We start from the raw sequence: 15,707 nt of genomic DNA, 5'->3' as shown, positions 1-15,707 counted from the left end.
GCCCGCTCTGGTCTTTCTGTCCACATGCCTGTAAGAGGCGCGCGCCTCCCGCATGCCTTTTCATGACCAGCGGCCGCCCGTATGCCGGCCGCGCCTTTTCGCGATACTCAAATGAACCTGCGCAACGTCGCCATCATCGCCCACGTTGACCACGGCAAAACGACCCTGGTTGACCAACTGCTCGCCCAATCCGGCGTGTTCCGAGCCAATGAGGCGACGACCGAGCGCGCCATGGACTCCAACGACCAGGAAAAAGAGCGCGGCATCACCATCCTGGCCAAGTGCACCTCGGTGCTCTGGAACGGCAAGGCGGGCGAAACCCGCATCAACATCATCGACACCCCCGGCCACGCCGACTTCGGCGGCGAGGTCGAGCGCATCCTGGGCATGGTGGACGGCTGCGTCATCCTGGTGGACGCCGAAGAGGGCGTCATGCCCCAGACCAAGTTCGTGCTGACCAAGGCGCTGAAGATGGGCCTGCGCCCGATCCTGTGCATCAACAAGGTCGACCGCGCCCACGCCGATCCGGACCGCGTCCACAACGAGACCTTCGACCTGTTCGCCGCCATCGGCGCGACGGACGAGCAGCTGGACTTCCCGCACATCTACGCCTCGGGCCGCAACGGCTGGGCGACGCTGGACCTGAACCAGCCCAATGACAATCTGGCGCCGCTGTTCGACCTGATCGTCGATCACGTCCCGCCGCCCGCCGTTCAGGCCAACAAGGACAAGCCGTTCCGCATGCTGGACGTGCTGATCGAAAGCGATCCCTTCCTGGGCCGCCTGCTGACCGGCCGGATCGAGAGCGGCAAGGCCGTTCCCGGCATGGCGATCCACGCCCTGGACCGTGAAGGCAAGGAAATCGAACGCGGCCGCATCACCAAGGTGCTGGCCTTCCGCGGCCTGAAGCGTCAGGCCTTGGACGAGGGTTCGGAAGCGGGCGACATCGTCGCCATCGCGGGCATGTCCAAGGCGACCGTGGCCGACACCCTGTGCGCCATGGAAGTGACCGAGCCGCTGGACGCCCAGCCGATCGACCCGCCGACCATCTCCATGACCGTCTCGGTCAACGACAGCCCGCTGGCCGGTCGCGAAGGGGACAAGGTCCAGTCGCGCGTCATCCGCGATCGCCTGCTGAAGGAAGCCGAGGCCAATGTCGCCATCCGCGTCACCACGACCGAAGGCGGCGACGCCTATGAAGTCGCCGGCCGTGGCGAACTGCAGCTGGGCGTTCTGATCGAGAACATGCGCCGCGAAGGCTTCGAGGTCTCGATCTCGCGTCCGCGCGTGGTGTTCCAGACCGGCGAGAACGGCGAGAAGCTGGAGCCGATCGAAGACGTCATGATCGACGTCGACGACGAGTTCTCGGGCATCGTCATCGAGAAGCTGTCGGCCCGTAAGGCCGAAATGACCGACATGGGCCCATCGGGCGCCGGCAAGACCCGCATCCAGCTGAAAGCCCCGTCGCGCTCGCTGATCGGCTATCAGGGCGAGTTCCTGACGGACACGCGCGGTTCGGGCGTGCTGAACCGCGTGTTCAGCCACTATGAGCCGCACAAGGGCGCCATCGCCGGCCGTCTGAAGGGCGTCCTGATCTCGAACTCGGACGGTGAAACCGCCGCCTTCGCCCTGTGGAACCTGGAAGACCGCGGCGTCATGTTCGTCGGCGCCGGCGAAAAGACCTATCAGGGCATGATCATCGGCGAGAACGCGCGTTGGGACGACCTGGACGTCAACCCGATCAAGGGCAAGCAGCTGACCAACGTCCGCGCCGCCGGCAAGGACGAGGCCGTTCGCCTGACCCCGCCGCGCCAGATGTCGCTGGAACAGGCCATCGCCTATATCGACGACGACGAGCTGGTCGAGGTGACGCCCAAGTCCATCCGCCTGCGCAAGCAGACGCTGAACCCGTCGTTCCGCAAGAAGCGCGTTCGCCCGGAGTAGTCAGCAATCCCCGACTGACGCGGGGTGGGATGGGGCCTATAGACGGCTGACATGAACGCCTCGCCCAGTCTGGATGACCGCCTTGACGAGGCCGCCCGCGCGGAAGACCCGCGCGCGGCGGTCTCTGTCGTTTTGCGCGAGACCTATGACGTCGCCCGCGCGCGGGCCGAGCGCAAGCTGGACGGCGGCATGAAGGGTCGCGACGTGGCGCGTCTGTACGCCGCCGCCGCCGACGAGATGCTGGCCGGCCTGTGGCGGGTGGCGACCCAGACGCTGTGGCCGACCTCGCCGGTGGAGGCCGAACGGCTGGCCCTGGTCGCGGTCGGGGGCTACGGCCGGGGCGTGCTGGCGCCCCATTCCGATCTGGACCTGCTGTTTTTGAGATCGTCCAAGGCGACGCCGCGCGGCGAACAGGTGATCCAGTTCGTCCTCTATGTGCTGTGGGACCTGGGGGCCAAGGTCGGATCGGCCGTGCGCTCGGTCGAAGAGTGTCTGAGCCTGTCGCGGACAGACATGACGGTGCGGACGACCCTGCTGGAGGCGCGCCCGCTGGCGGGGGACGAGGCGCTGGCCCAGCTGATGATCGGCCGGTTCCGCGACATGGTGTCGAAATCCGATCCGCGCCCCTTCATCGCCGCCAAGCTGGAGGAGCGGGCCGCCCGGCACGAGAAGGCCGGCTCGACCCGCTACAAGGTCGAACCCAACGTCAAGGACGGCAAGGGGGGCTTGCGCGACCTGAACACCCTGTACTGGATCGCCCGATCCCTGGCGCCCGAAAGCCGGCTGGGCGCCACGGTGATGGACGAACTGTTCACCCCGCGCGAGCGCCGGACGTCGGACGAGGCGTTCGACTTCCTGTGGCAGGTCCGCATCCATCTGCATCTGATCGCGGGCCGGGCCGAAGAGAAGCTGACGTTCGACATGCAGCCCGAGGTGGCCCGGCGCATGGGCTGGCGCGGGCGTGGCGACGAACCGGCGGTCGAGCGGTTCATGCGGCGATACTTTCTGGTGGCCCGCGACGTCGGCGCCCTGACCCGCGCCATGTCGGCCAAGCTGGAGGCGCGCCACCAGAAGACGGCGCACGGCCTGTCGCGGCTGATGGCGCCGTTTCGGCCCGCCCCCCGGCGCAAGCTGGAGGTCGAGGGATTCTGGATCGACCAGGGCCGTCTGTCGGTCGGAGGGCCTGTGGTGTTCGCCGCCGATCCGGTCAAGCTGCTGACCCTGTTCGTCTGCGCCGACAAGCATGACCTGGACCTGCACCCGGACGCCTTTTCGGCGGTGACGCGGTCGCTGTCGTTGGTGACGCCCCGGCTGAGGCGCGATCCGGCGGCGACGCGGGCCTTCCTGGACATTCTGGCGCACGGGCAAAGGCCCTATCGCGTCCTGACCATCATGAACGAGACGGGCCTGCTGGGCCGGTTCCTGCCCGAATGGGGGCGGATCGTCGGCCAGACCCAGTTCAACATGTACCACGCCTATACGGTCGACGAGCACACGCTTCAGGCCATCGGCATCATCAACGACATCGCGCGCGGCAAGCTGAAGACCGACCACCCGATGGCCAGCGAGATCGTGCATCTGATCTCGGACATGGAAGCCCTGATGCTGGGCATGCTGCTGCACGACGTGGGCAAGGGCGGCGAGCGGGGGCAGCTGGAGGATGGCGCCATCGCCGCGCGTCGGGCGTGCGAGCGGCTGGGCGTCGATCCGCGCCGGATCGAACTGGTCGTCTGGCTGGTGCGCAGCCATCTGGCGCTGTCGGACTATGCCCAGAAGCGCGATCTGTCGGACCCGGCGACCATCCGTGCCTTCGCCGAACTGGTCGGCGATCCCGAGCGACTGCGGATGCTGCTGGTTCTGACGGTCGCCGATATCCGAGCCGTGGGGCCGGGCGTGTGGAACGGCTGGAAGGGTCAGCTGATGCGCACCCTCTACAACCAGGTCGCCGCCCTGTTCCGGGGCGAGGACGTGACGCGCGAGGACTCGCTGGCGGCGCACCCGGCCCTCGTCCAGCGGGCGCGCGAGACGGGCGCGGCGGCCGAGGCGGCCCCGACCGCGCCGGTGCAGGGGCTGACGGTCCAGACCACCGAAATCTCCATCGCCGCCGCCGACCGGCCGGGTCTGTTCGCCGATCTGGCCCAGACCATGGCCGCCCTGGGCGCCGACGTGACCGACGCCCGGGTGGCGACCGAGGACGGCGTCGTCCTGGACGTGTTTCGTGTTCAAGACGGAGCGGGCCTGCCCTATGGCCAAGCCGAACCACGCCGGCTGAAGGCTCTGGTCGAGGCGCTGGAAAAGGCCGCGCGGGGCGAGGGCCGCATCGGCCAGGCGCCCGATCCGACCGGCAATGCGCGCAAGGCCGCCTTCGAAGTCCGGCCCGTGGTCATGGTCGATCACCACGCCAGCGAGGTCGCCACCGTGGTCGAGGTGTCCTGCGCCGATCGGCCGGGCCTGCTGGCGGACCTGTCGCGCGTATTCAACGACGAAGGCCTGAGCATCCGCTCCGCCCATGTCGCCAGCTATGGCGAGCGGGCGGTGGACAGTTTCTACGTCGTGGATCGCCAAGGGCGAAAGATCACCTCGGAACAGCGGATCGCCGAATTGCGCACCGCACTTGAGGCCGTGCTGGACAGTCGCGCGCCCGCGCCCGCCGGACGCAAGGTCGCCTCGGCCCGCGCCAGCGCACGCGACGTCTCCGACCTGGGCCGCCGCAGCCCGCGCGCAAAGCCCGTATCGCCCGGCGAACAAGCGCGCTAAGCGATAGGATCAAATGTCCGCTCATCCCCGCGAAAGCGGGGACCCAGGTCTTTGGGCGATCAGGCTTTTCGAGTTGGCGATATGCCAATCACGGACAGGTCAGTGCGTCGCGAAAGCACTGGATCCCCGCTTTCGCGGGGGTGAGCGGGGAGAATAGAGCCAAAGATCGCATGAGCCTCGCCCGAAACACCCTGGTGCAGTCGACCCTGACGCTGGGCAGTCGAATTCTCGGCTTCGTGCGCGACATGGCGCTGGCGGCGCGCTTCGGCCAGGGGCCGATGATGGACGCCTTCACCACGGCGTTGATGCTGCCCAACATTTTCCGCCGCCTGTTCGCCGAGGGCGCCTTCGCCCAGGCCTTCGTGCCGGTCTATGGCGGGGTTCGGGCGCGCGAGGGCGAGGAGGCCGCCGCCGTCACGGCGTCCGAGGCGCTCAGCTTCATGCTGGCGGTCGTCGCCGGATTCTGCATCCTGCTGCAGGTCGTGATGCCCTGGATCATGCCGTGGCTGCTTTCGGCCTATCGCGACCAGCCGATGGTGCTGCGCGCGGCCGTGATCGCGACCCAGCTGGCCATGCCCTATCTGGCCTGTATGACCGTGGCCTCGCTGCTGTCGGGCGTGTTGAACACGGGTGGTAGGTTCGCCCTGTCAGCGGCCGTGCCGGTGTTTCTGAACCTGTGCACCCTGGCCGCCCTTATGCCGCCGCTGATCCTGCCGATCCCGCAGGAGACGGTGCTGCTGATGGTGACGGCGGCGGTGACGGTGTCGGGCCTGATCCAGGCCGGCCTCTTGTGGTGGGGCGTGCGGCGTCTGGGCGTTCGGCTGAAGATCGGCCTGCCGCGCATCACCCCGAATGTGCGTCACACCCTGGCGCTCGCCGTGCCCGGCGCCCTGGCGGGCGGGGCGTTGCAGATCAACTCTCTGGTGTCGCAGTTCCTAACCGGGTCGGACGAGGGCGCGCGCTCGGTGCTCTATAACGCCGACCGGCTGTACCAACTGCCGCTGGGGCTGGTGGGGGTCGCCATCGGCCTAGCCCTGGTGCCGCGCCTGACCAAGGCGTTCGTCGACGGCGATCACGAGGGTGGGCAGAAGACGCTGGACGACGGCATCAACCTGGCGATGGCCTTCACCCTGCCCGCCGCCGTGGCCCTGTTCGTCATTCCCTTCTTCATCATCGACGCCACGGTGACGCGCGGGGCTTTCACCTCGGCCGACGCCGCCCGCACCGCCGACGTTTTGCGTCAGTTCGCCTGGGGCGTGCCGGCCTTCGTCCTGGCCAAGGTTCTGACCCCGCCCTTCTTCGCGCGCCAGGACACGCGTCGTCCGATGATCTTCGCCGTGGCCAGCGTGGTCATCACCGTCATCCTGGGTTCGGCCCTGTTCTTCTGGTTCCGCCGCCAGGGTTGGGACGGAGTGCTGGGCCTGGCCATCGCCACCAGCACCTCGGCCTGGGTCAATGTCGCGCTGCTGGGCGGCGTCCTGATCCGCGAGAACAGCTGGCGGCCGTCGCCGGCCTTTATGTCACGCATCGCCCGCGTGATCGCCGCCAGCGCCATGATGGCCGCTCTGCTCTTCGCCGCCGACGTCTTCTATCCGCAGCTTAGCCGACTGTTCCTAGCCAAGGAGATCGCCGTCCTGGTGGTCTGCGGCGCCGGGGCCGGGCTTTACGGCTTCTGCCTGCTGGCGTTCCGGGCCGTCACGCTCTCGGAACTGAAGGCCACGCTGAGGCGCGAGCCCGGCGGCGGCGCGGTCTCCGGTCTGGACTGACAGGCGGCGAACCGATAAGCGCGAGGCCATGACGACCTCGGGCCTGATCCATGACCTGCGATGGCGCGGCTGAACCGCCGCCTGCCTCGCCACGCCTGCCTTTCGACCTTCCGAGACCCGATCCCATGACCGACCAAACCCCGGACGTTGCGACCCCCGTCCCTAACTATGACGGCCCGCGCCGCATCCTGTCCGGCATCCAGGCCTCAGGCGCGCTGCATCTGGGCAACTACCTCGGCGCCCTGAAGCGGTTCGTCGAACTGCAGGACCAGGACGCGCCGGTCTTTGTCTTCGTCGCCGACATGCACGCCATCACCGTGTGGCAGGATCCGGCCAAACTGACGGCCCAGACGCGCGAGATCGCCGCCGCCTATCTGGCTTCTGGCCTGGATCCGGAAAAGGCGATCATCTTCCCGCAATCGGCCGTGCGCGCCCATGCGGAACTGGCCTGGATCTTCAACTGCGTCGCCCGCCTCGGCTGGCTCGACCGGATGACCCAGTTCAAGGAGAAGTCGGGCAAGCACAAGGAACGCTCCTCGGTCGGCCTCTACACCTATCCTGTGCTCCAGGCGGCCGACATCCTGTTGTACAAGGCGACCGAGGTGCCGGTCGGCGAGGACCAGAAACAGCATCTGGAGCTGACCCGCGACATCGCCGCCAAGTTCAACAACGACTTTGGCGTTCCCGGCTTCTTCCCCGTGCCTGAGCCGATAATCCAGGGGCCGGCGACCCGCGTCATGTCCCTGCGCGACGGGGCGGCCAAGATGTCCAAGTCGGACCCGTCCGATAACAGCCGCATCAACCTGACCGACGACGCCGACACGATCGCCTCCAAGATCAAGAAGGCCAAGACCGATCCAGAGCCGTTGCCGGAAACCCTGGACGGGCTGAACGAACGGCCCGAGGCCAAGAATCTGGTCGCCATCTATGCGGCGCTGGCGGGCCTGACCCGCGAACAGGTGATCGCACAGTTCGGCGGCCAGGGCTTCGGCGCCTTCAAGCCGGCGCTGGCGGACCTGGCGGTGTCGTCGCTGGCGCCCGTGACCGCCGAGATGCGCCGCCTGATGGACGACCCGGCCGAGATCGACCGCGTGCTGAAGGCCGGCGCCGAGCGCGCCGCCGAGGTCGCCGATCCCGTGGTGGACGAGGTCAAGAAGATCGTCGGCTTCTGGAGAGCGTAATGGGCGTCTACGAGGCCAAGGTCGTCTGGAACCGGGGCGACCAGCCCTTTCTGGACAAGGGCTACAGCCGCGCCCATTCCTGGACCTTCGACGGCGGGGCGGTGGTGCCGGGGTCGTCGGCGCCCTCCAGCGTGCCCGTGCCGATGTCCGATCCGGCCGGCGTCGATCCGGAAGAGGCGATGATCGCCTCTCTGTCCAGCTGCCATATGCTGTGGTTCCTCGCCTTCGCCGCCAACGCCGGCCTGGTGGTCGACACCTATGTCGACGAGGCCTCGGGCAAGATGGGCAAGGACGATCACGGCAAGCGCTACCTCGCCGAGGTGACGCTACGACCCTTCACCAGCTTCACCGGCCGCGAGCCCGATCAGGCCGAGATCGACGCCCTGCACCACCAGGCCCACGATCATTGCGAAATGGCCCATTCGGTCCGCGCGACCATCACGGTCGAGGCGACGGTCGACTAGGCGGCGATCGCCGTCTCTTCCTCGACCAGGGATCTGAAAAGAGCGTGGGCGGCGATCATGCCGTCCGAGGTCGCCAAGGTGATGTTGGAGGCGGCGCGCGCCAGGTCGCCGGCGGCGAAGACGCCCGGCTGGGTCGTCTGCTGCATGGCGTCCACCTTGATCACTCGCCCCATAGGGGTATCGGTCATCTCGCAACCCAACCGCTCGGCGAAGGGGCTGGCGACCCGCACATTGGCGCCGACGAAGATGGCCTTCAGGTCGAGGAACCGTCCGTCGGTCAGCCGCGCGCCGCTCAGGCCCGGCGCCTCGCCCTCCAGCCGCGCGATGGGCGTGGCCTCGATGGTGACCCCGCGTCGATCCAGCAGATGGGCGTCCTCGGGCGACAGGCCCTGATCAAGGTCCATGAACAGGGTGACCTGGCCCCATTCGGCGACCGTCGCCGCATACGGAACCGCGTGATCGCCGCGCCCCAGCACGCCGATGGGGCCGCCGCCGATCTCATAGCCATGGCACCAGGGACAGTGCAGGGCGGTGCGGCCCCAGCGTTCCTTCACCCCCGGGATGTCGGCCAGCACGTCCTCGACCCCGTGCGACAGCAGCAGCCGGCGACCGCGCGTACGTGTGCCGTCAGCGAAGGCGACCGAGAAACCGCCATCGATCCGTTCGACCTCGACCGCCTCCGCCATGCGGAAGGCGGCGGTGGGATAGGCCGCGACCTGAGACCGGGCAGATGCCGTGATCTCAGCGCCGGGCTTTCCATCATTGGTCAGGACGCCATGAGCGCGGGCGGCGAACCGATTGCGGGGCCGGCCGTCATCGATGACCAGAACGCGGCGGCGCGCGCGAACCAGCTGCATGGCGGCGGACAGGCCGGCATAGGAGCCGCCGATGATTAGAGCGTCGTGCGACATGGGCTCAGGACTTTCGGGCGTGGGCATGGAGCAGGTCTCTCTTGGGATGTTCGGCCATGCGGCGCGAAAAATCCGCCGCCAGATCGGCCAGGGTTATGTCGTTCAGGCGCGCGATCAGCAGGGCGCGGGCGGCGGCGTAGGTCTCGGCCAGGGCGTCGTTGACCGCCGCCTCGACCAGGCAGCCGTCAGCCTCGATGGGCGGAGCGGCCGGAAACAGATCCGCACCGCCTAGGGCAGCGTTCACCTGGCCCAGGGTGACCTGATCCAGCGGTCGCGACAGACGCCAGCCGCCGCCATGCCCCTTTTCCGACGCCACCAATCCCTGCTCGCGCAACCCGGCCATGGTTCGGCGCACCACTACGGGATTGGTGGACAGGCACACCGCCAGCTGGTCCGAGGTCATGGGCGAGCCGGTGCGTGTCTCATGCTCGGCCATGTGCAGCAGGGCATGGAGAATGTTGGACAGGCGGGAATCCCTTTTCATGTAACTGCAATTGTTACGTGATGGGTCGCCCGTCAAGAGCGCGGGAGAGTTTTCTTTTTCAGCTGTGTGGGACGGCGTCGGTCAGGAAGGCGCCGAAGCGGCGCAGGGCTTCGGTCGTCAGTTCCGGGTCGTGGCGCATGGGGCCGTTGTTGGTCGGTTCGTCGAAGGCGTGAGTGCCCCCGGCGATCCAGCTTTCGACTTCGGAGCCGCAGTTTCGGATCATGGCGTTGACCTGCTCGGCGTTGCGAACGGTCGTCAGGTGGTCGCGCTTGCAGGTGACGGCCAGGACGCGCGGGCAATGCCGCCAGGGCTTCAGCCGGTTGAAGGCGAACGGGCCGATATAGGGATAGGCCAGCCACACCGCCTTGACGCCGGACAGGTCGGCCTCGGCGGGATCGGTCACGCCAAAGGCGCCGGGCGTCGGCGCGCCGCTCATCATCTCCATGATCGACCAACCGCCGTGGCTCCAGCCGGCCAGGGCCAGCTTCGTCGCATCGACATCCGGCCGGGCCGAAACGCCCTGGATCGCCGCCAGCACGTCGCCCACCCGCTCATAGCCCCTGAACGACAGGCCCGTGCAGACCGCCGTCAGGGTGAAGGCCCGGCCCCAGCCGCGCGGGCCGTAGGAATCAACGATGAAGGCGCGCCAGCCCGCCGCCTTGGCGACCTCGGCATAGCGGGGTAGATGGTCGCGCAGGCCCCCGCAGCCGTGGAACATCAGCACGGCAGAACGGGGTCGGTCGTCGTCCGGTCCGACAACGGTGACATGGGGCTCCAGCCGGGCCCAACGGCGCTTCAGATCATCCATCTCCGACATACGCCGCAGCCGGACGGCGAAAGCCAGTCCAAAAATCCGGCGATCAACCGGCGCAACGCAGCGTCAGGTTCAGCCGGCCGCCGCCGGGGATCAGGCGCGACGATCCGGCCAGCACGCGGTCGACGCCGTGACGGGCCAGGCGTGCGGGTCCGGTCAGGGCGCAGACATCGCCGCTGTCCAGCCTCAGCGTCGTGGTGCGTCCCCCCTCCGCCGCGCCGATGCGGAACGTCGCCGTGTCCCCTAGCGACACCGACAGGACGGGCGCGCCGAGGTCGGCCTCGTCCTTGTCCTGGTGCAGGCCCATCTTCGCCGCATCGCGATACAGATTGACCAGACAGGCGTCCGGCGGCGTGGGCCAGCCGACCGTGGCGTCCCACAGGTCGAGCAGCATAGTCGGGATCGCCGGCCAAGGTCGCCCGGTCTCGGGATGGGTCGACTGATAGCGATAGCCGCCCCGGTCGGAGACCCAGCCCAGCGGCCCGAAGTTGCTCATCTGAACCGAAAAGGGCCGCCCGCCCGGCGTGGTCGGCCGATAAAGGGGCGCGTCATCCAGCCGGCCGAACACCTCGGCGACCAGATCAGCCTGCGCCGCGGCGTCGAACGCGCCCGGCCAGAGCCGGAAGCCCTTGACGGCGGTCTTCACCTCAACGGGTGTAGGTGTATTCGCTGACCTCACAGACATTGATGCGCGACCGCGTCAGCTCCTGACCGTTGGTGAACTCGGCCTTGAAGTCATAGATGCAGGCGCCCGAGCCGTCATCGATGTTGATGCGCACATCCTGCCCGCTTTCCAGAACGTCCGAGCCCAGGATGTCCTCTTCCCAGTCGTCGCTGCGCGAATCCGACGCGTAGAAGCGCAACATGGTCCAGCCGGTGCGGTTCTTGATGGTGACGTGGCGATCATAGCCGTCACGCGACTGTATGGCCGGCGCCCCAGCAGACGGCGCGGCGGCGGCCGCAGCGCCGACCAGAATGGCGGCGGCGACGGCCGCCTTGAGCATGGTCTTGATCATTGTTTCCTCTCCCTTCCTTCATCGCGGTCCCCTGAGCGCGATGGGAAATCTTATGCCCGACGATCGCTGTCTCCGCATCTTTGAATTTCAACGTTCTTCGAAAGCGTTGAATCGCAATAACGCCCTTGCGGGCGGGGGGGATTTTCCCATATCGGGGCCAGCTTCGGAGAAACCCCGCGAAACTTGGGGCTATCCAGCCTGATCCACGCCAACCCAACCGGGGGCGGTCACGCGCAGCGCTTCGTCGAAGGCCGCCGCATCGCCCGCCGAACCAGAGAGACTGAAGAACACATGGCCAAGATTATCGGCATCGACCTGGGCACCACCAACTCGTGCGTCGCCGTCATGGACGGCAAGACGCCGAAGGTGATCGAAAACGCCGAGGGCAACCGCACGACCCCGTCGGTCGTGGCGATCCAGGACGGCGCGGAAGTGCTGGTGGGTCAACCCGCCAAGCGCCAGGCCGTCACCAACCCGTCCAACACCTTCTTCGCGATCAAGCGCCTGATCGGCCGCAACTTCGATGATCCCGTCGTCGCCAAGGACAAGGGCATGGTGCCCTATGAGATCGTCAAGGGCCCGAACGGCGACGCCTGGGTGCGCGCCTTCGGCAAGGACTATTCTCCGCAGCAGATTTCGGCCTTCACCCTGACCAAGATGAAGGAAGCGGCCGAGGCCTATCTGGGCGACAAGGTCACCCAGGCCGTGATCACCGTGCCGGCCTACTTCAACGACAGCCAGCGTCAGGCGACCAAGGACGCCGGCAAGATCGCCGGCCTGGAAGTGCTGCGCATCATCAACGAGCCGACAGCGGCGGCCCTGGCCTATGGTCTGGAAAAGAACGACGGCCAGAAGATCGCCGTCTATGACCTGGGCGGCGGCACCTTCGACGTCTCGATCCTGGAGATCGGCGACGGCGTGTTCGAGGTGAAGTCGACCAACGGCGACACCTTCCTGGGCGGCGAGGATTTCGACCTGCGTCTGGTCGACTATCTGGCCGACGAGTTCAAGAAGGAGCAGTCGGTCGACCTGCGCCAGGACAAGCTGGCCCTGCAGCGTCTTAAGGAAGAGGCCGAAAAGGCCAAGAAGGAACTGTCGACCACGACTCAGTACGAGGTCAACCTGCCGTTCATCACCATGAACGCCTCGGGTCCGCTGCACCTGAACATCAAGCTGACGCGCGCCAAGCTGGAAAGCCTGGTCGAGGATCTGGTCCAGCGCACGATCGAGCCGTGCAAGAAGGCCCTGGCCGACGCCGGTCTGAAGGCCTCGGACATCGACGAAGTGGTTCTGGTCGGCGGCATGACCCGCATGCCCAAGGTCGTGGAAGCCGTGAAGGCCTTCTTCGGCAAGGAACCGCACAAGGGCGTGAACCCTGATGAAGTCGTGGCCCTGGGCGCCGCCGTTCAGGCCGGCGTTCTGCAAGGCGACGTCAAGGACGTGCTGCTGCTGGACGTGACGCCTCTGACCCTGGGCATCGAGACCCTGGGCGGCGTGTTCACGCCCCTGATCGAGCGCAACACGACGATCCCGACCAAGAAGAGCCAGACCTTCTCGACCGCCGACGACAACCAGTCGGCCGTGACGATCCGGGTCTTCCAGGGCGAGCGTCCGATGGCGTCGGACAACAAGATGCTGGGTCAGTTCGACCTGATGGGCATTCCGCCCGCGCCGCGCGGCATGCCGCAGATCGAGGTCGCCTTCGACATCGACGCCAACGGCATCGTCAACGTGTCGGCCAAGGACAAGGCGACCAATAAGGAGCAGTCGATCCGCATTCAGGCGAACGGCGGCCTGTCGGACGCCGACATCGACAAGATGGTCAAGGAAGCCGAGGCCAACGCCGCCACCGACAAGGCCAAGAAGGATCTGGTCGAGGCGCAGAACGCCGCCGACAGCCTGATCCACTCGACCGAAAAGGCCCTTGCCGAGCACGGCGACAAGGTCGGCGCGGACGAAAAGACGGCCATCGAGACCGGCCTGGCCGAGCTGAAGACCGCGCGCGAAGGCGCCGACCCGGAAGACATCCGCGCCAAGACCAACACCCTGGTCCAGGCCTCGATGAAGCTGGGTGAAGCCATGTACGCCCAGCAGCAGGGCGACGCCGCCGCCGAAGGCCAGCCGGCCGACGACGGCGTGGTCGACGCCGAGTTCGAGGAAGTGTCGGACACGGACGGCGACGACAAGAAGAGCGCCTGATCCGTCACAGGTCGCTGAAATGATACGGCCCCGCTTGTCTTGCGATAGGCGGGGCCTTTTCATGAAACTTGCATCATTGGTCCCGGACCCCATGTCAGCCGGGACATCGATTTCGACCAACGCTCGATAAGAGGCGAGGCGAAAACGAACGGGGAAGTATGAGGACGAACGCCCGATGGCGCGTGATTATTACGAAGTTCTGGGTGTCGAACGCACGATCGACGCCCCCGGCCTGAAAGCCGCCTACCGCAAGCTGGCCATGGTGCATCACCCCGACCGCAACGGCGGTTCGGAAGAGTCGATGGCCAAGTTCAAGGAACTGTCCGAGGCCTATACGGTGCTGTCGGACGACAACAAGCGCGCGGCCTATGACCGTTACGGCCATGCGGGCGTGAACGGCGGCGGGGGCGGCAATCCCTTCGGCCAGGGCGGCCAGGGTTTCTCGGACATCAACGACATCTTCTCCCAGGTCTTCGGCGATGCGTTCGGCGACGCCTTCGGCGGACGCCAGGGCCGGGGCCAGCAGGGCGGACCGCGCCGGGGCTCGGATTTGCGCTACGATCTGGAGATCACCCTGGAGCAGGCCTACAAGGGCGAAGACGTCGAGATCGACATCCCCTCGACCATGACCTGCGACACCTGCGAGGGGTCCGGCGCCAAGCCGGGCACCAAGCCCGTCACCTGCACCACCTGCCAGGGCGCCGGTCGCGTGCGCCAGGCCAACGGCTTCTTCCAGGTCGAGCGCACCTGCCCCCGCTGCCACGGCCAGGGTCAGATGATTGCCGATCCCTGCACCACCTGCCACGGGCACGGACAGGTGCGCAAAACCCGCACCCTGAACCTGAAAATCCCGGCCGGCGTGGACGACGGTTCGCGCATCCGGCTGTCGGGCGAGGGCGATGCGGGCCAGCGCGGCGGACCGCGCGGGGATCTGTACGTCTTCATCTCGGTCACGCCGCACGACCTGTTCGAGCGCGACAACCTGGACCTGCTCGTCACCGTGCCCGTGCCGATGACGGTGGCGGCCCTGGGCGGCGAGATCGACGCGCCCTGCCTGGTCTCCACGGCCTGCGACGGCAAGTGCAAGGCCTCGGTCGCCGTGCCGGCCGGCGCCCAGACCGGCAAGACCGTGCGCATCAAGGGCAAGGGCATGCCCCATCTGAACGGCCGCAACCGGGGCGATCTGGTGGTCGAGCTGTTCGTCGAGACGCCCACCGATCTGACCGCGCGCCAGCGTGAGTTGCTTGAAGAGCTTGCCCTCTCGTTCGGGGAGGGGCAGAACCCCAGGAATTCCAGCTTTGCCGGAAAGGCGAAGCGTTTCTGGGCCGACATCCTGGGCAGTCAGGACGCGGACGGGTCGAAAGAGAACGCGGTTTGAGCGCAATCTTCCATGCCGGCATTTCCGGCTATCGTGGCCGGATGGGGCGTGCGGTCTCTCAGGTTCTGGACGCCCGTGAAGATGTGGTGGTCGCCGCCCGTTTCGATTGGGGCGAAACCGCCGACCTGTCGCTGTGCGACGTGATCATCGATTTCTCGACCCCGGCCGCCTCGGTGGCTCTGGCCCAGAGCGCTGCCGAGCGCGGCGGCCCGGCCCTGGTGATCGGCTCGACCGGCTTCACGGACGAGCAGGAAGCCGACCTGATGAAGGCCGCCGAGAAGGTCGCCATCGTCAAGAGCGGCAACTTCTCTCTGGGCGTGAACATCCTGATCGGCTTGGTCCAGCACGCGGCCCAGCGTCTGGACGCCCAGGATTGGGACATCGAGATCACCGAGGCCCATCACCGCCGGAAAGTGGATTCACCGTCGGGCACGGCCCTGATGCTGGGCGAAGCCGCCGCCGAGGGCCGGTTCGCGGATCTGGATGACCTGCGCTCCAAACCCTACGACGGGGTCCAGGGCGAGCGCGAAAGCGGCAAGATCGGCTTTTCCTCCATCCGCGCCGGCGGCATCATCGGCGAACATACGGTGCTGTTCGCCTCGGAAGATGAAGTGCTGACCCTCAGCCATTCGGCGATCGATCGGTCGCTGTTCGCCAAGGGCGCTGTCGCCGCCGCCGCTTGGGTGCGGACGCGCGGCCCCGGTCTCTATGACATGCAGGACGTGCTGGGCTTCCGGCAGGCATGATTTAGGGGCGCTGCGCGCCGCGCTACGTTCGCGACGCGGTCGCTCTC

General features: G+C 67.2%; 13 protein-coding genes. 8 read left to right on the top strand and 5 right to left on the bottom strand.

From position 1 onward, the window contains the following. Positions 1 to 111: 111 nt before the first annotated feature. The 5 genes from typA (at position 112) to KAK88_RS01735 (ending at position 8,112) form a co-directional block, all read left to right on the top strand. Positions 112 to 1,944 (top strand): translational GTPase TypA, encoded by a 1,833-nt coding sequence (gene typA, locus KAK88_RS01755; protein ID WP_242077627.1) that lies wholly within the window; start codon positions 112 to 114, stop codon positions 1,942 to 1,944. Positions 1,945 to 1,995: 51 nt separating this feature from the next. Beyond that, a complete protein-coding gene (gene glnD / locus KAK88_RS01750; protein WP_242077626.1) occupies positions 1,996 to 4,701 on the top strand; it encodes a [protein-PII] uridylyltransferase in 2,706 nt (901 codons plus the stop codon). Positions 4,702 to 4,871: 170 nt separating this feature from the next. Further along, positions 4,872 to 6,467 (top strand): murein biosynthesis integral membrane protein MurJ, encoded by a 1,596-nt coding sequence (gene murJ / locus KAK88_RS01745; protein WP_242077625.1) that lies wholly within the window; start codon positions 4,872 to 4,874, stop codon positions 6,465 to 6,467. A 125-nt stretch (positions 6,468 to 6,592) separates the two neighbouring features. Further along, positions 6,593 to 7,648: a tryptophan--tRNA ligase gene (gene trpS / locus KAK88_RS01740; RefSeq protein WP_242077624.1), complete on the top strand. Its 1,056-nt coding sequence runs from the start codon at positions 6,593 to 6,595 to the stop codon at positions 7,646 to 7,648. Then, the gene (locus tag KAK88_RS01735) at positions 7,648 to 8,112 is read left to right on the top strand and encodes an OsmC family protein (RefSeq protein WP_242077623.1); all 465 of its coding nucleotides are present in this window, start codon (positions 7,648 to 7,650) and stop codon (positions 8,110 to 8,112) included. Before trpS ends, KAK88_RS01735 begins: the two co-directional genes overlap by 1 nt. On the opposite strand, the gene KAK88_RS01730 is transcribed toward KAK88_RS01735, so the two are convergent. The 5 genes from KAK88_RS01730 to KAK88_RS01710 are packed head-to-tail and all read right to left on the bottom strand — an operon-like array spanning position 8,109 to position 11,337. Next, positions 8,109 to 9,023, bottom strand: coding sequence for an NAD(P)/FAD-dependent oxidoreductase (locus KAK88_RS01730; RefSeq protein WP_242077622.1), 915 nt, complete (start codon positions 9,021 to 9,023; stop codon positions 8,109 to 8,111). The two genes, KAK88_RS01735 and KAK88_RS01730, sit on opposite strands and share 4 nt — an antisense overlap. A gap of 4 nt (positions 9,024 to 9,027) precedes the next feature. After that, entirely contained in the window at positions 9,028 to 9,507 is a 480-nt protein-coding gene (locus tag KAK88_RS01725) for an Rrf2 family transcriptional regulator (RefSeq protein WP_242077621.1), read from the bottom strand. A gap of 58 nt (positions 9,508 to 9,565) precedes the next feature. Then, positions 9,566 to 10,324, bottom strand: coding sequence for a dienelactone hydrolase family protein (locus KAK88_RS01720; protein ID WP_242077620.1), 759 nt, complete (start codon positions 10,322 to 10,324; stop codon positions 9,566 to 9,568). A 43-nt stretch (positions 10,325 to 10,367) separates the two neighbouring features. Next, positions 10,368 to 11,006 carry an alpha-ketoglutarate-dependent dioxygenase AlkB gene (locus KAK88_RS01715; protein WP_242077619.1) on the bottom strand — a complete coding sequence of 213 codons (639 nt, stop codon included), beginning with the start codon at positions 11,004 to 11,006 and terminating at the stop codon, positions 10,368 to 10,370. Continuing rightward, entirely contained in the window at positions 10,969 to 11,337 is a 369-nt protein-coding gene (locus tag KAK88_RS01710; protein ID WP_242077618.1) for a hypothetical protein, read from the bottom strand. Before KAK88_RS01710 ends, KAK88_RS01715 begins: the two co-directional genes overlap by 38 nt. Before the next feature lie 291 nt (positions 11,338 to 11,628). Between KAK88_RS01710 and dnaK the strand changes: the two genes are divergently transcribed. From dnaK to dapB, 3 genes are all read left to right on the top strand, one after another. Next, the gene (dnaK, locus tag KAK88_RS01705) at positions 11,629 to 13,536 is read left to right on the top strand and encodes a molecular chaperone DnaK (RefSeq protein WP_242077617.1); all 1,908 of its coding nucleotides are present in this window, start codon (positions 11,629 to 11,631) and stop codon (positions 13,534 to 13,536) included. A 175-nt stretch (positions 13,537 to 13,711) separates the two neighbouring features. Beyond that, positions 13,712 to 14,914 (top strand): molecular chaperone DnaJ, encoded by a 1,203-nt coding sequence (dnaJ, locus tag KAK88_RS01700; protein ID WP_055809618.1) that lies wholly within the window; start codon positions 13,712 to 13,714, stop codon positions 14,912 to 14,914. Continuing rightward, positions 14,911 to 15,660 carry a 4-hydroxy-tetrahydrodipicolinate reductase gene (gene dapB, locus KAK88_RS01695; protein WP_066553577.1) on the top strand — a complete coding sequence of 250 codons (750 nt, stop codon included), beginning with the start codon at positions 14,911 to 14,913 and terminating at the stop codon, positions 15,658 to 15,660. The genes dnaJ and dapB overlap by 4 nt, the downstream gene beginning before the upstream one ends. The last annotated feature ends 47 nt before the right edge of the window (positions 15,661 to 15,707 follow it).

Origin of the sequence: Brevundimonas diminuta (genome assembly GCF_022654015.1) — a bacterium.
In the GTDB taxonomy this organism is placed as follows: Bacteria; Pseudomonadota; Alphaproteobacteria; order Caulobacterales; family Caulobacteraceae; genus Brevundimonas; species Brevundimonas diminuta_C.
This window is presented reverse-complemented; position numbering and strand designations above follow the sequence as displayed.

Bases quoted from the DNA above. Each gene is read 5' to 3' on its own strand.
- typA (WP_242077627.1), top strand. From the start codon at position 112: ATGAACCTGCGCAACGTCGCCATCATCGCCCACGTTGACCACGGCAAA.
- glnD (WP_242077626.1), top strand. From the start codon at position 1,996: ATGAACGCCTCGCCCAGTCTGGATGACCGCCTTGACGAGGCCGCCCGC.
- murJ (WP_242077625.1), top strand. From the start codon at position 4,872: ATGAGCCTCGCCCGAAACACCCTGGTGCAGTCGACCCTGACGCTGGGC.
- trpS (WP_242077624.1), top strand. From the start codon at position 6,593: ATGACCGACCAAACCCCGGACGTTGCGACCCCCGTCCCTAACTATGAC.
- KAK88_RS01735 (WP_242077623.1), top strand. From the start codon at position 7,648: ATGGGCGTCTACGAGGCCAAGGTCGTCTGGAACCGGGGCGACCAGCCC.
- KAK88_RS01730 (WP_242077622.1), bottom strand. From the start codon at position 9,023: ATGTCGCACGACGCTCTAATCATCGGCGGCTCCTATGCCGGCCTGTCC.
- KAK88_RS01725 (WP_242077621.1), bottom strand. From the start codon at position 9,507: ATGAAAAGGGATTCCCGCCTGTCCAACATTCTCCATGCCCTGCTGCAC.
- KAK88_RS01720 (WP_242077620.1), bottom strand. From the start codon at position 10,324: ATGTCGGAGATGGATGATCTGAAGCGCCGTTGGGCCCGGCTGGAGCCC.
- KAK88_RS01715 (WP_242077619.1), bottom strand. From the start codon at position 11,006: ATGTCTGTGAGGTCAGCGAATACACCTACACCCGTTGAGGTGAAGACC.
- KAK88_RS01710 (WP_242077618.1), bottom strand. From the start codon at position 11,337: ATGATCAAGACCATGCTCAAGGCGGCCGTCGCCGCCGCCATTCTGGTC.
- dnaK (WP_242077617.1), top strand. From the start codon at position 11,629: ATGGCCAAGATTATCGGCATCGACCTGGGCACCACCAACTCGTGCGTC.
- dnaJ (WP_055809618.1), top strand. From the start codon at position 13,712: ATGGCGCGTGATTATTACGAAGTTCTGGGTGTCGAACGCACGATCGAC.